Source organism: Streptomyces sp. CB01373 (assembly GCF_002803075.1).
Classification (GTDB): domain Bacteria; phylum Actinomycetota; class Actinomycetes; order Streptomycetales; family Streptomycetaceae; genus Streptomyces.
Genome location: NZ_NNBK01000006.1, coordinates 308,317 through 321,560 on the forward strand (window position 1 = coordinate 308,317; position 13,244 = coordinate 321,560).

Here is a 13,244-nt window from a genome sequence, read left to right on the forward strand (position 1 = left end):
AGGACCCACCCGATGACGATCCGCGTGATGCTCGTCGACGACCAGGTGCTGCTGCGCACGGGATTCCGGATGGTGCTCGCCGCCCAGCCGGACATGGAGGTCGTCGCGGAGGCGGGCGACGGCGTCGAGGCCCTCCAGGTGCTGCGCTCCACCGCCGTCGACGTGGTGCTGATGGACGTGCGCATGCCGAAGCTGGACGGTGTGGAGGCCACCCGCCGCATCTGTTCCGAGCCGGACCCGCCGAAGGTGCTCATCCTGACCACCTTCGACCTCGACGAGTACGCCTTCTCCGGGCTGAAGGCCGGCGCCTCCGGGTTCATGCTCAAGGACGTGCCGCCCGGCGACCTGCTCGCCGCGATCCGCTCCGTGCACAGCGGGGACGCCGTCGTCGCGCCCTCCACCACCCGGCGGCTGCTCGACCGGTTCGCCCCGATGCTGCCCATGGCCGGCAAGGAGCCCCAGCACAAGGAGCTCCAGCGGCTCACCGAGCGCGAGCGCGAGGTCATGGTCCTGGTCGCGCAGGGCCTGTCGAACGGCGAGATCGCCGCCCGGCTGGTGCTGTCCGAGGCGACGGTGAAGACCCATGTGGGCCGCATCCTGACCAAGCTGGGCCTGCGGGACCGGGTGCAGGTGGTGGTCCTCGCCTACGAGACGGGACTCGTCCGGGCCGGCGGACACGGCTGAAGGCAGTACGCGGCCATCGGTAGGGTCTGCGCATGCTCCTGTGGATCAACGGCCCCTTCGGGGGCGGAAAAACACAGACCGCACACGAGATCCAGCGCCGTCTGCCCGGCAGCGTCGTCTGCGATCCCGAGCATGCCGGGTTCGGTCTGCGCCGCATGCTGCCGCCCGGACTGCGCGGCGACTTCAGGGACTTGGCGTCCTGGCGGCAGGGGGTGGTGGAGGTCCTCGACCTGGCGCTCACCCGGCACGAGGGCGTGGTGATCGCGCCCATGACCGTCACCGACGCCGGCCAGTTCGCCGAGACCGTCGGACGGCTGCGCGAACTGCGCCATGACGTACGGCACTTCGCGCTCCTCGCGGAACGCGAGACCGTTCTGAGACGGCTGCGGGAGCGCGGGTTCGGGCACCTCGTCGGGTACGTCGCCGGGAAGACCGCCGTCGGCCGGGAGACCTGGGCCGTGCGGCAGCTCGACGACTGCCTGGAGAGGCTGCGCGAGCCGGAGTTCGCCGAGCATCTGTGGACCGACCACTCGACCGTGCCGAAGACCGCGGACCGGATCGCCGTCCTGGCCGGCCTGACGCTGCGGCCCAACACCGAGGGCCCGCTGCGGACACGGCTGCGGCAGGCGAAGGTCGGCGTCCGGCACATCCGGTTCGAAGGGCCGGGGCACATGCCCGACTCCGGCTCCGGCCCGGGGGACTAGGGCACTAGCGGAGTACTCCCTCGAGGAAGTCGCTGCCCAGCCGGGCGACCGTGGTGACGTCCAGCTGGTGCAGCACGTACCGTCCGCGGCGCCGGGTGGTGACCAGGCCCGCCTTCTTCAGCACGCCCAGGTGCCGGGATATCTCCGGCGCGGTCATGCCGTGCACCTGGGCCAGCTCACTGGTGGTGCACGCGCTGCGGGCCAGACTGCGGCACAGCCGCATCCGCACCGGATGGGACAGGGCGGTCATCCGCAGGGTGAGCTGCTCCACCGAGGGCGGGGCGGCGAGCTCCGGGGAGCCGACCGGATAGTGCAGCACCGGCTGCCAGCCGTACCGGTGCAGCACCATCAGGTGGGGCCAGCCGAGGCTCGTCGGTACGAGCAGCAGGCCGCCCTCCGCCGTGGCCGTGCGGCCATCGCCCAGCTTGTCGACGGTGATCCGCGCGGCCCCCTCGTCGAGCGCCACCGCCGGGGACGCCGCCGACAGGGCCTCGGCCAGGCCCTTGCGGCGCAGCAGCTCGGTCTTGTGCCGGGTGTCGGCCGCGAGCTGGTGATGCAGCCGGGACCAGGTCCGCGCGAAGAACGCCTCGTCGCAGTCCTCGAGGAACTGCCGCAGCCAGGCCCTGATGCGGGGCGGGTCGGCCAGCAGCCGCTCGGTGAAGCGCACCTGCTGCGGCCCGCGCGCGGCGGCCAGCTCCACGGCACGGCGGCGCAGCCCGGCGTCGGCGAGCGCACCGGGGCCCGGCAGGCTGTACGGCAGCGCGCAGGTGAACTCCAGGGCGGCGTCCACGAACTGCTCGTCGGACAGCTTGTCGAGGACGTCCAGGTCGTCGGCGAGGGTCGCGCCCGGGAGCGTGGAGCCGCCGGGCACGCCCGCGCACGGCAGGAAGAGGTCGGAGAACGTCGTGCGCCACAGGAAGTCCGCCTCGCACATCCGGTCGGCCAGGTGCGAGTCGAGCCGGGCGGTGACACCGGTCACCCAGCCCTGAAGACCGGGGTGGTGCCCCGGCTCGGACAGCGCGTGCAGCGCCATGCCGAGCTCGGCCAGCGGCGCGGCCACGACGGCCACCCTCTCCGGCCGCAGCCCGGCGATGTCGATCCGCACACTCATACCCCCATGGTGCCCGGCCCCGCTGACAACCCACCGCCGGCCGCCCGCGACCGCCGCACGCGGTGGGCTACCCGTCGGTCTCCTTGGGGAGGCGGGCGGCGAAGTCCGCCACCGCTGCTCGTACGTCGTCCGCGGTCCAGGTCAGGCCCTCGGCCCGGACGGAGACCTCGGTGCGGGCCAGGCGCGGGACCGGGGAGTCCCAGCCGCCGGTGAAGAGCATCGTGCCCGTCTCCTCGGCGGTCCGGATCGCGGCCCCGGCGACCGTCTCGGCGTCGTACGGCAGCCAGACCTGGAACTCGTGGGTGTGCGGCTCAGCCGGGTGGACGCGGCTCCAGGGCAGCCCGGCCGCGGCGAACCCCTCGCGCAGCGCGGCGGCCACCACGCGCGCGTGCCGCACGTACTCGGGCAGCCGGGGCAGCTCCCGCTCCAGCCCCGCCAGTGCCGACAGCGCCGTGGGGAACTGCTGGAAGACGTTGCCGCCGTACCGGTGCCGCCAGGTCTTGGCCTCCTCCACCAGCTCCTTCGGCCCGGCGAGCGCGGCGCCGCCGTAACCGGCGAGGGACTTGTAGAACGACACGTACACGCTGTCGGCCAGGTCCGCGATCTCCTCCAGCGGCCGGCCGAAGTGCACGGTGGTCTCCCACAGGCGCGCGCCGTCGAAGTGCACCACCGCGTCCCGCGCGCGTGCCGCGTCCACGAGTTCGAGGAGCTCCTCCCACGTGGGCAGCAGGAAACCGGCGTCCCTGAGGGGCAGTTCGAGCATCAGCGTCCCGAAGGGCTCGTCGAGGTCGCGCACCTCCTCGGCGGTCGGCTGGCGCGGCTCGCTCGTCACCCGCACCGGCCGCAGCCCGGCGACCTGGCTGAAGGCGTGCCGCTCGTGCACCTCGGGATGGGACATCGCGTGCAGCGCGACCGCCGGGTCGCCGGTGCGGCCCGCCCAGCAGCGCAGGGCCACCTGCTGGGCCATCGTGCCGGTGGGGAAGAAGGCCGCGGCCTCCTTGCCGAGCAGGCCGGCGACCTTCTCCTCCAGGGCCTCCACGACCCCGTTGCCGTACATGTCCGACGCCTCGTCGAGGTCGTACACCTCCCGGACCCCGTCCAGCAGCGCCAGCCGCTCCCTCAGCGTCCCCAGGTGCGCCGGGCGCCCCAGCGCGCGCTCCGCGCTCCGGCACGCGGCCACGCGCCGCTTGCGGAGCTGCTTGAGCCGCTCCCCTTCCGGGACCTGCTCCCCGTCCGTCGCCTGCTCGTCGTCCGCCGCCCGCTCGTCGAGCCGTGCGTTCCGTGCGTCCTGCTCCGCCGTATCACTCATGCCCCGGATCATCGCGCGTCCGGGGCACGACGGGCACCCGCATTTCCCGCTCCGCCGCCCACAGCCTGTGGGCGACCGGACCGCCGCCGGAACCGATCGCGTTAACATGACGAGAAATCGTCCGGTACCCCGAGCGGACTGGAACGGGAAGGTCACCGTCGCGTGAGTAGTAGCCAGCAACCAGACCCCAGGGACCGCCCCGCGCGGCTCGCCGTCGGCGTCGTCGGCGCCGGCCGGGTGGGTCCCGCGCTCGCCGCGTCCCTCCAGCTCGCCGGGCACCGCCCGGTGGCCGTCTCCGCGGTCTCCGACAGCTCCAGGCGGCGGGCCGGGCTGATGCTCCCCGACGTGCCCGTGCTGCCGCCCGCCGATGTGCTCGAACGGTCCGACCTGGTGCTGCTGACCGTCCCCGACGACACCCTGCCCGGACTGGTCGCGGGCCTCGCCGAGACCGGCGCCGTACGGCCCGGGCAGCTGCTCGTGCACACCTCCGGGCGGTACGGCGCGAAGGTGCTGGACCCCGCCCTGCGCGTGGGCGCGCTGCCACTGGCCCTGCACCCGGCGATGACGTTCACCGGCACCCCCGTGGACGTGCAGCGGCTGGCCGGCTGCTCCTTCGGCGTCACCGCCCCCGAGGAGCTGCGGCTGGCCGCCGAGGCCCTGGTCATCGAGATGGGCGGCGAGCCGGAGTGGATCGCCGAGGAGACCCGCCCGCTGTACCACGCGGCCCTCGCCCTCGGCGCCAACCACCTGGTCACGCTGGTCGCCCAGTCCATGGAGCTGCTGCGCGAGGCGGGCGTCGAGGCCCCCGACCGGATGCTCGGCCCGCTGCTCGGCGCCGCCCTGGACAACGCCCTGCGGTCCGGCGACGCGGCCCTGACCGGCCCGGTCGCGCGCGGCGACGCCGGCACGGTCGCGGCCCACGTCGCCGAACTGCGCCGGCACGCCCCGCAGACCGTCGCCGGCTACCTGGCGATGGCCCGCGCCACCGCCGACCGCGCGCTCGCCCACGGCCTGCTCAAGCCCGAACTGGCCGAGGACCTGCTGGAGGTACTCGCCGGCGGCCCGAACCTGCCCGAGAACGGGGAAGACCGATGAGCCGTCGCATGCTCGAACTCGCCCCCACGGTGAACGACCTGACCTGCGTGCGCGACCAGCGCGCCGGCCGGGGCCGCACCGCCGTCGTGATGACCATGGGCGCCCTGCACGAGGGCCACGCCACCCTGATCCGCGCGGCCCGCGAGCACGTCGGCGACGAGGGCTTCGTGATCGTCACCGTCTTCGTCAACCCGCTCCAGTTCGGCGCGGGCGAAGACCTCGACCGCTACCCGCGCACCCTGGACGCCGACCTCAAGGTGGCCGAGCAGGCGGGCGCCGACGCCGTGTTCGCGCCGTCCGCCGAAGAGGTCTACCCCGACGGCGAACCGCAGGTCAGGATCACCGCGGGCCCCATGGGCGAGCGCCTGGAGGGTGCCTTCAGGCCCGGGCACTTCGACGGCATGCTCACCGTCGTCGCCAAGCTGCTGCACCTCACCCGTCCCGACCTGGCCCTGTACGGGCAGAAGGACGCCCAGCAGCTCGCCCTGATCCGCCGCATGGTGCGCGATCTCAACACAGGGGTGGAGATCGTCGCCGTACCGACCGTGCGCGAGGACGACGGGCTGGCCCTGTCCAGCCGCAACCGCTACCTCTCCCCGCAGGAGCGGCACACCGCGCTGGCCCTCTCCCAGGCCCTGTTCGCGGGCCGCGACCGGCACGCCGCCCAGGAGGCGCTGTGCGCCCGGGCCCGCGAAGTGCCCTCCACGCGTGCGCGTGCCGAGGCCCTGAGCGCCCTCGGGGAGTCCCGCGCGGCGGCCGACGCGGCGGCCGTCGCCAAGGCCACTCCGGCCGTCGCCAAGGCCACTCCGGGCGCCGCCGCGGCCGTCCGCGCGGCCGCCCAGCTGGTCCTGGACGAGGCCGCGCGCTTCGACCCGCCGCTGGAACTCGACTACCTGGCCCTGGTGGACCCGGCCGACTTCACCGAGGTCGGGGACGACTTCACCGGCGAGGCCGTCCTCGCCGTCGCCGCGCGGGTCGGGGCGACCCGGCTGATCGACAACCTCCCGCTCACCTTCGGAACCCTGGGAGCCGCCTCGTGACCAGCACAGGCATACGACTGCACGCGCCCGCGCCCGGATGGTCCATCGCGGCGGACGTCGTGGTCATCGGCTCCGGCGTCGCCGGCCTCACCGCAGCGCTGCGCTGCGAGGCGGCCGGACTGACGACCGTCGTCGTCACCAAGGCCCGCCTCGACGACGGCTCCACCCGCTGGGCCCAGGGCGGCGTGGCCGCGGCCCTCGGCGAGGGCGACACCCCCGGCCAGCACCTGGACGACACCCTGGTGGCCGGCGCCGGCCTGTGCGACGAGGAGGCCGTACGGATCCTCGTCACCGAGGGCCCCGACGCCGTACGGCGGCTGATCTCCACGGGCGCGCACTTCGACACCGACGACGAGGGCGGCATCGAGCTCACCCGTGAGGGCGGCCACCACCGCCGCCGGATCGCGCACGCGGGCGGCGACGCGACCGGCGCGGAGATCTCCCGCGCCCTCGTCGAGGCGGTACACGCGCGTGGCGTGCACACGGTCGAGAACGCGCTCGTCCTCGACCTGCTCCTCGACGCCGAGGGCCGCACCGCGGGCGTGAGCCTGCACGTCATGGGCGAGGGCCAGCACGACGGCGTGGGCGCCGTGCACGCGCCCGCGGTGGTCCTCGCGACCGGCGGCATGGGCCAGGTCTTCTCCGCGACCACCAACCCGTCCGTCTCCACGGGCGACGGCGTGGCGCTCGCCCTGCGCGCGGGTGCCGAGGTCTCCGACCTGGAGTTCGTGCAGTTCCACCCGACGGTGCTCTTCCTCGGCGCGGACGCCGAGGGCCAGCAGCCCCTGGTCTCCGAGGCGGTGCGCGGCGAGGGCGCCCACCTGGTCGACGGCGACGGCGTGCGCTTCATGACCGGACAGCACGAACTGGCCGAACTCGCGCCCCGGGACATCGTCGCCAAGGGCATCACGCGGCGGATGCTGGAGCAGGGCACCGAGCACATGTTCCTCGACGCCCGGCACTTCGGCGCCGACATGTGGGAGCGCCGCTTCCCGACGATCCTGGCCGCCTGCCGGGCCCACGGCATCGATCCCGTCACCGAGCCCGTCCCGGTCGCGCCGGCCGCCCACTACGCCTCCGGAGGCGTGCGCACCGACTCGCACGGCCGGACGACCGTGCCGGGCCTGTACGCGTGCGGAGAGGTGGCCTGCACCGGCGTGCACGGCGCCAACCGCCTCGCCTCCAACTCCCTCCTGGAGGGCCTGGTCTACGCCGAGCGCATCGCCGCCGACATCGCCCGGGAGCACGCGGCCGGCGGCCTGCACGCGCGCGTGCCGGAACCCGTCCCGTGCCCGGAGACGCCCGCCCAGCCCCTGCTCGCCCCCGAGACCCGGTTCGCGATCCAGCGGATCATGACCGAAGGAGCGGGCGTGCTGCGGTCCGCCGCGTCGCTGGCCCGGGCCGCCGGGCGGCTGGAGCGGCTGCACGCCGAGGCCCGCGCGGACCTGGACGAGAACGGCAAGACGGCGGAGCCGGGCGTCGACACCTGGGAGGCCACGAACCTCCTGTGCGTGGCCGGTGTCCTGGTCGCCGCCGCCCGCCTGCGCGAGGAGACCCGCGGCTGCCACTGGCGCGAGGACCACGCCGAGCGGGACGACACCCACTGGCGCCGCCACATCGTCGTACGGCTGAACCCGGACAGCACCCCCGCCGTGCACACCACGGACACCGCAGAGTTCCCCCCGACCCGCCCCGGGGCCCCGGCCCCGCGTCCTCTGGAGCAGTGACACAAGTGAGCAGCGAAGAACTTCCCCTCGCCTCGAACGGCGGCTGCGGCGACGGCTGTGCCTGCGGCGCGGACACCGACGAGGAGTACCTGGAGTGCGGGCTCGACCCCGCGCTCGCCCAGCTCCTGGCCGACGCCGGACTCGACCCGGTCGAGGTCGAGGACATCGCCAATGTCGCCATCCAGGAGGACCTGGACGGCGGCGTGGACGTGACGACGGTCGCGACCATCCCCGAGGACGCCGTGGCCACCGGCGACTTCACCGCGCGCGAGGCGGGCGTGGTGGCCGGCCTCAGGGTTGCCGAGGCGGTGCTCTCGGTGATCTGCACGGACGAGTTCGAGGTCGAGCGGCACGTCGAGGACGGCGACCGCGTCGAGGCCGGGCAGAAGCTGCTGTCGGTCACCACGCGCACGCGTGACCTGCTGACCGGCGAGCGCAGCGCGCTCAACCTGCTGTGCCGTCTGTCCGGCATCGCGACCGCCACGCGCGCCTGGGCGGACGCCCTGGAGGGCACCAATGCGCGCGTGCGCGACACCCGCAAGACCACGCCGGGCCTCAGGTCGCTGGAGAAGTTCGCAGTCCGGTGCGGCGGCGGCGTGAACCACCGCATGTCGCTGTCGGACGCGGCCCTCGTCAAGGACAACCACGTGGTCGCGGCCGGCGGCGTGGGGCAGGCCTTCAAGGCCGTACGGGAGGCCTTCCCGGACGTGCCGATCGAGGTCGAGGTCGACACCCTGCACCAGCTGCGCGAGGTCGTGGACGCCGGCGCCGATCTGATCCTGCTCGACAACTTCACGCCCGGCGAGTGCGAGGAGGCCGTGGCCATCGTCGGCGGCCGGGCCCTGCTGGAGGCGTCGGGCCGGCTGACCCTGGACAACGCCAGGGCGTACGCCGGCACGGGCGTCGACTTCCTGGCCGTCGGGGCCCTGACCCACTCCTCGCCGATCCTGGACATCGGCCTGGACCTGCGCGAGGCGGAGTGACGGCCATGCTCCTGACGATCGACGTCGGCAACACGCACACCGTGCTGGGCCTGTTCGACGGGGAGGACATCGTCGAGCACTGGCGCATCTCCACCGACGCGCGCCGCACGGCCGACGAGCTGGCGGTGCTGCTCCGGGGACTGATGGGCATGCACCCGCTGCTCGGCGACGAACTGGGCGAGGGCATCGACGGCATCGCGATCTGCGCGACCGTGCCGTCGGTGCTCCAGGAGCTGCGCGAGGTGACGCGGCGCCACTACGGCGACGTGCCCGCCGTGCTCGTCGAACCCGGCGTCAAGACGGGCGTGCCGATCCTCTTCGACAACCCCAAGGAGGTCGGCGCCGACCGCATCATCAACGCGGTGGCGGCGAACGAGCTGTACGGGGGCCCGGCGATCGTCGTCGACTTCGGCACGGCGACGACGTTCGACGCGATCAGCGCGCGCGGGGAGTACGTCGGCGGGGTCATCGCGCCCGGTATCGAGATCTCCGTCGAGGCGCTGGGCGTCAGGGCGGCGCAGCTGCGGAAGATCGAGGTGGCCCGGCCGCGCAGCGTGATCGGCAAGAACACGGTCGAGGCGATGCAGGCGGGCATCATCTACGGGTTCGCCGGACAGGTCGACGGCGTGGTCAGCCGGATGGCCCGCGAGCTGGCCGACGATCCGGACGACGTGACGGTGATCGCGACGGGCGGGCTGGCGCCGATGGTGCTCGGCGAGTCCTCCCTGATCGACGAGCACGAGCCGTGGCTGACCCTCATCGGCCTGCGGCTGGTCTACGAGCGGAACGTCTCGCGCCTGTGAGCCCGGGTCGCTGAGCGGGGTGGAGACACCCCGCGCGCCACGCTCGCGCCTTATGTCGAATTTGTCTGATTAGCGCGTATCGTCGGCCTATGCCTACGCCATACGGAACCCGCGGCGGCATGGCGTTCGGCGCGGAGGAGCTGCTCGTGCTCCGCCGCGCCCTCGCCCTCGCCCTTCAGCCCCGTCCCGCCAGCGCCGAAGACGTGCGGGACTGTCGCCGGCTCGCCGAGTCACTCGACGAGGCCCTGCACGAGGGTGCCCGGCTGCGCGCGTTCCTGGTGGCCGACCTCGCCCGCTATCGCGCCGCCCTCCCCGGCACGGTCACCGGCTACCTGGCGCTGCTCGCCGAGTGCCTGGGCGCGGGTCACCGCCCCACCGCCGACGACCTGTCCGCGCTGGCCGCCCTGAGCGGCAACCCGACCGCGGCGGCCCTCCTGCGCCACTGCGGGACGCTCGCACCCCCCGTGACGCCCCCTCGCACCGTCCACCCCGTCCCGCCCGCCCGCCCGGCCCCCGCCGAAGCGCCCGCCCCGGCCGGCCCCTTCCGCCCCGGGGGCGTTTCGGCGGTCGTCCCGGCCTGTCGCGGCGCGTTTCGGGCCGTCGCGGGCGGACAGGGGGCGATGCAGGAGGAGGGCGGGGACGAGAAGCCCGCCCAGAAGCCCGCCGCGAAGCCGGGGGAGCGGCCCGCGCCGGCGCAGCCAGGGACGGCGCCCGCGCCGAAGCCGGTGCGGCGGCCCGTGCCCACGCCGGGCGAGGTCTTCCCGCGGCGGAAGCCGCAGCAGCGGCTCGCGGTGGTGTGACGCTCCGGGCCACCCCGCCCCTGTTTGTCCCGCCGCCGTGGCTACTCTGGATCCCATGGACTACGTCTCCGCACTCGTTCCCCCGGTCGTCATGGCCGCGTTCTTCATCGCTCTGGTCAGGGTGATCGTGAAGACCCAGGGCGGGGCCGCCAAGGCCAAGGAGGACGCGGCCGTGGACGCCGCCCTCGCGCGCGCCCAGAGCGGCTCCCAGGCCACCGCGGCCGGTGCGCCCACCGACGCCTGAAACGACGTACGACCCCGTGTGAGAGAACTTCACCACGGGGTCGTACGCCCTTTTTGTTCGCGTTTGACACTGATGGTGTAGTTCAGCACGCCATTGCCGGGATCTCCTACTAGGGTGCTGAGTTGTGCCTCGACCTCTTGGAGAACTCGAAGACGCGGTCATGACGCGGGTGTGGAAGTGGAACCGCCCGGTGACCGTTCGAGAAGTCCTGGAAGACCTTCAGCGGGAGAGGTCGATCGCGTACACCACGGTGATGACCGTTTTGGACAATCTCCATCACAAGGGCTGGGTGCGCCGCGAAGCCGAGGGCCGGGCCTATCGATATGAGGCCGTCTCCACCCGTGCCGCCTACGCCGCCGCACTGATGAACGACGCCTGGTCCCAGAGCGACAACGCCGCCGCCGCTCTCGTCGCCTTCTTCGGGATGATGAGCGACGAACAGCGGCAGGCCCTGCGGGATGCCGTACGCATCGTCGAAGGCACCGCCGAAGGCGCCATCGGGGGAACCGGCGCATCCGAAGTCACCGGTGAAGTCCCGGATACCGCCCGAGCTCCGGATACCGGCGAAGCCCCGGATACCCGTGACGAGAACCCCGGTTCGGCGCGGGACGACCACGGGCGATAGCGTCCGCTCATGTCCGTAGAACGCCCCGAAGAGACCGCAAAATCCATCACCGTCCGACGGGCCCGGACCGGCGATGTCCCCGCAGTGCGCGGACTGCTGGACGCCTACGTTCGCGGGCGCATCCTGCTCGACAAAGCGACGGTCACGCTTTACGAGGACATCCAGGAGTTCTGGGTCGCCGAACGGGACGACAACGCCGAGGTCGTCGGCTGCGGCGCACTGCACGTGATGTGGGAAGACCTGGCGGAAGTGCGCACTCTCGCGGTGAAGCCGGGTCTGAAGGGCGCCGGCGTGGGGCATCGGCTGCTGGAGAAGTTGCTGGAGACGGCACGTCTGCTCGGCGTTCGCCGCGTATTCTGTCTGACCTTCGAAGTGGACTTCTTCACCAACCACGGCTTCGTGGAGATCGGCGAGACGCCCGTCGACGCCGATGTCTACGCGGAGCTGCTGCGTTCCTATGACGAGGGCGTCGCGGAGTTCCTGGGTCTCGAACGAGTGAAACCGAACACCCTGGGCAACAGCCGGATGCTTCTGCATCTGTGATCGACATTCCCGCGGGCCGGCATGCCCGTGTTCCCTATGTCCGAAACGCGCATGTTTCCGGACGGGGTGAGTGCCCGGTCTCTCCCAGGGGTTTGTGTTTTTCCCGCAAAAGCGGTTTGCTTTCCGGCGTACTGCTGTACTGCATATAACAGGGGACGGCGAATCGGGCGGACGCCGACCATCCCCGGTCCTCACGTTATCGATGAAAGGAAATCCGGTGGCACAGAAGGTTCAGGTCCTTCTTGTCGACGACCTCGACGGCGGCGAGGCGGACGAGACCGTGACGTTCGCGTTGGACGGCAAGACCTACGAGATCGATCTCACCACTGCCAATGCGGACAAGCTCCGTGGTCTTCTCGAGCCGTACCTCAAGAGCGGCCGGCGTACCGGTGGCCGTGCTTCGGGCGGACGCGGAAAGGCGCGTGCCGCTGCCGGCGGCAGCCAGGACACCGCGCAGATCCGCGCCTGGGCCAAGGAGAACGGCTACGAGGTCAACGACCGCGGCCGGGTCCCCGCGACCATTCGCGAGGCCTACGAGAAGGCCAACGGCTGATCAGGGGCCGATGTCTGCCCCTCGCGGAACGGGAACGGCTGGGCGCACGCGCGCCGCAGCCGGATCCGGTGGACGTGTGTCGCCACCGTGTCCACCAGGCGTACGAGATCGGGGGCGCCCCCACGGCCCCCCATGGCCGACAACGTCGGCAGCGAGGCCTCGACCTCGCACCCGGGCCCGGGGGGCCGCAGCCACACGGCGGCCCCCTGTGAAGCCGAGCGCGAACCGGAGCGGCCGGGGCTGAGCGGCCGCGGCCCGAGCGGACCGGCGCCCGGAGGCGGCGGCGCGTCCATCAGCGAGCCCGCGCCCAGCGCCACCACGTCCAGGCCGAGCGCCGACGGGCCCCACTCCAGCCACTCCAGCAGCCCCGGCAGCTCCTCCGCGCTTCCCGCGGCCACCAGCAGCCCCATCCGGTCCCCCCGCGCGGCCACCGGAGAGCCGGGCCTCAGATGGCGCAGCGCCGCACGTCCGGCCTCGGCGGGCACGTCCAGCACGTCGAAACGGCGGCCCACGACAAGTCGCAGCGGCACTCCGGGCACCGTGGCCCAGCCCAGTTCGTTCTCGTACCAGTGCCGCCCATGCCCCCAGTCCCGCTCCCGGTCGCCGGGGGCCGGCGGCCGACGGGGAGAAGGAACCGGAACGGGGACCGTGGAAGGGCTGCCGACCATGTCTGGGAAACCACCCGAAACGCACCGGAGTCACGCTCGGTACCGGTTCGCTTGCGAAGTGTGCCGAAGAAGAGGGGTCCGCGGGGGCGGGAAAGGGCGCAAGGTTGTTCGCCCATAGCTGAGGGAACCCGGGCACTCGGCATGCATTGTCAGTCGGTGCGGGTAAGACATGCCTAGTGGGAGGGGGCGACACGCAGACGGCACCCGGGCAGCGGAGTCTCACGTTCGCCATCGGCGTACTGGCGACTGGGGTAACTGCCTGGCCTGCGGGAACATCGTCTCGCACTATCGGGTTGGAGCAGTTGTCGGCGTTCGGGGTCAGGAGGCAGCGTTGGTTCTCGGTCCGGTGTCGGCA

The 13,244-nt window shown here is 72.9% G+C and carries 15 protein-coding genes; 12 read left to right on the plus strand and 3 right to left on the minus strand.

The annotated features are described in order from the left end of the window. Positions 1-12 precede the first annotated feature (12 nt). Both CG719_RS11935 and CG719_RS11940 read left to right on the plus strand, forming a co-directional pair. Positions 13-684: a response regulator transcription factor gene (locus tag CG719_RS11935; RefSeq protein ID WP_100568534.1), complete on the plus strand. Its 672-nt coding sequence runs from the start codon at positions 13-15 to the stop codon at positions 682-684. Positions 685-716: 32 nt separating this feature from the next. After that, positions 717-1,388: an AAA family ATPase gene (locus tag CG719_RS11940; protein WP_100568535.1), complete on the plus strand. Its 672-nt coding sequence runs from the start codon at positions 717-719 to the stop codon at positions 1,386-1,388. Between the two features lie 4 nt (positions 1,389-1,392). Here CG719_RS11940 and CG719_RS11945 read toward each other — a convergent pair whose 3' ends face one another. Next, positions 1,393-2,499: a DUF5937 family protein gene (locus CG719_RS11945; RefSeq protein ID WP_100568536.1), complete on the minus strand. Its 1,107-nt coding sequence runs from the start codon at positions 2,497-2,499 to the stop codon at positions 1,393-1,395. Positions 2,500-2,566: 67 nt separating this feature from the next. Continuing rightward, on the minus strand, positions 2,567-3,808 hold the full coding sequence (locus CG719_RS11950) for a threonine aldolase family protein (protein WP_100568602.1): 1,242 nt from the start codon (positions 3,806-3,808) through the stop codon (positions 2,567-2,569). A 162-nt stretch (positions 3,809-3,970) separates the two neighbouring features. Between CG719_RS11950 and CG719_RS11955 the strand changes: the two genes are divergently transcribed. From CG719_RS11955 to CG719_RS12000, 10 genes are all read left to right on the plus strand, one after another. Then, the gene (locus CG719_RS11955) at positions 3,971-4,903 is read left to right on the plus strand and encodes a Rossmann-like and DUF2520 domain-containing protein (RefSeq protein ID WP_100568537.1); all 933 of its coding nucleotides are present in this window, start codon (positions 3,971-3,973) and stop codon (positions 4,901-4,903) included. A gap of 8 nt (positions 4,904-4,911) precedes the next feature. Continuing rightward, positions 4,912-5,943: a pantoate--beta-alanine ligase gene (gene panC / locus CG719_RS11960; protein WP_100568538.1), complete on the plus strand. Its 1,032-nt coding sequence runs from the start codon at positions 4,912-4,914 to the stop codon at positions 5,941-5,943. Continuing rightward, positions 5,940-7,670: an L-aspartate oxidase gene (locus tag CG719_RS11965; protein ID WP_100568539.1), complete on the plus strand. Its 1,731-nt coding sequence runs from the start codon at positions 5,940-5,942 to the stop codon at positions 7,668-7,670. The genes panC and CG719_RS11965 overlap by 4 nt, the downstream gene beginning before the upstream one ends. A 5-nt stretch (positions 7,671-7,675) precedes the next feature. Then, positions 7,676-8,653: a carboxylating nicotinate-nucleotide diphosphorylase gene (gene nadC / locus CG719_RS11970; RefSeq protein ID WP_100568540.1), complete on the plus strand. Its 978-nt coding sequence runs from the start codon at positions 7,676-7,678 to the stop codon at positions 8,651-8,653. A gap of 5 nt (positions 8,654-8,658) precedes the next feature. Continuing rightward, positions 8,659-9,456 carry a type III pantothenate kinase gene (locus CG719_RS11975; RefSeq protein ID WP_100568541.1) on the plus strand — a complete coding sequence of 266 codons (798 nt, stop codon included), beginning with the start codon at positions 8,659-8,661 and terminating at the stop codon, positions 9,454-9,456. A gap of 89 nt (positions 9,457-9,545) precedes the next feature. After that, positions 9,546-10,256 (plus strand): hypothetical protein, encoded by a 711-nt coding sequence (locus CG719_RS11980; protein WP_100568542.1) that lies wholly within the window; start codon positions 9,546-9,548, stop codon positions 10,254-10,256. Positions 10,257-10,311: 55 nt separating this feature from the next. After that, positions 10,312-10,500 (plus strand): hypothetical protein, encoded by a 189-nt coding sequence (locus CG719_RS11985; RefSeq protein ID WP_100568543.1) that lies wholly within the window; start codon positions 10,312-10,314, stop codon positions 10,498-10,500. A gap of 160 nt (positions 10,501-10,660) precedes the next feature. After that, entirely contained in the window at positions 10,661-11,125 is a 465-nt protein-coding gene (locus CG719_RS11990; protein ID WP_234375522.1) for a BlaI/MecI/CopY family transcriptional regulator, read from the plus strand. Between the two features lie 9 nt (positions 11,126-11,134). Continuing rightward, on the plus strand, positions 11,135-11,668 hold the full coding sequence (locus tag CG719_RS11995; protein WP_100568545.1) for an amino-acid N-acetyltransferase: 534 nt from the start codon (positions 11,135-11,137) through the stop codon (positions 11,666-11,668). A 217-nt stretch (positions 11,669-11,885) separates the two neighbouring features. Beyond that, a complete protein-coding gene (locus tag CG719_RS12000; protein ID WP_100568546.1) occupies positions 11,886-12,221 on the plus strand; it encodes a histone-like nucleoid-structuring protein Lsr2 in 336 nt (111 codons plus the stop codon). Here the strand turns inward: CG719_RS12000 and CG719_RS12005 are convergent. Then, on the minus strand, positions 12,200-12,889 hold the full coding sequence (locus CG719_RS12005; RefSeq protein WP_100568547.1) for an SCO3374 family protein: 690 nt from the start codon (positions 12,887-12,889) through the stop codon (positions 12,200-12,202). The two genes, CG719_RS12000 and CG719_RS12005, sit on opposite strands and share 22 nt — an antisense overlap. Positions 12,890-13,244: the final 355 nt, after the last annotated feature.

Bases quoted from the DNA above. Each gene is read 5' to 3' on its own strand.
- CG719_RS11935 (WP_100568534.1), top strand. From the start codon at position 13: ATGACGATCCGCGTGATGCTCGTCGACGACCAGGTGCTGCTGCGCACG.
- panC (WP_100568538.1), top strand. From the start codon at position 4,912: ATGCTCGAACTCGCCCCCACGGTGAACGACCTGACCTGCGTGCGCGAC.
- CG719_RS11985 (WP_100568543.1), top strand. From the start codon at position 10,312: ATGGACTACGTCTCCGCACTCGTTCCCCCGGTCGTCATGGCCGCGTTC.
- CG719_RS11945 (WP_100568536.1), bottom strand. From the start codon at position 2,499: ATGAGTGTGCGGATCGACATCGCCGGGCTGCGGCCGGAGAGGGTGGCC.
- CG719_RS11975 (WP_100568541.1), top strand. From the start codon at position 8,659: ATGCTCCTGACGATCGACGTCGGCAACACGCACACCGTGCTGGGCCTG.
- CG719_RS11990 (WP_234375522.1), top strand. From the start codon at position 10,661: ATGACGCGGGTGTGGAAGTGGAACCGCCCGGTGACCGTTCGAGAAGTC.
- CG719_RS11980 (WP_100568542.1), top strand. From the start codon at position 9,546: ATGCCTACGCCATACGGAACCCGCGGCGGCATGGCGTTCGGCGCGGAG.
- CG719_RS12005 (WP_100568547.1), bottom strand. From the start codon at position 12,889: ATGGTCGGCAGCCCTTCCACGGTCCCCGTTCCGGTTCCTTCTCCCCGT.
- CG719_RS11995 (WP_100568545.1), top strand. From the start codon at position 11,135: ATGTCCGTAGAACGCCCCGAAGAGACCGCAAAATCCATCACCGTCCGA.
- CG719_RS11950 (WP_100568602.1), bottom strand. From the start codon at position 3,808: ATGAGTGATACGGCGGAGCAGGACGCACGGAACGCACGGCTCGACGAG.
- CG719_RS11940 (WP_100568535.1), top strand. From the start codon at position 717: ATGCTCCTGTGGATCAACGGCCCCTTCGGGGGCGGAAAAACACAGACC.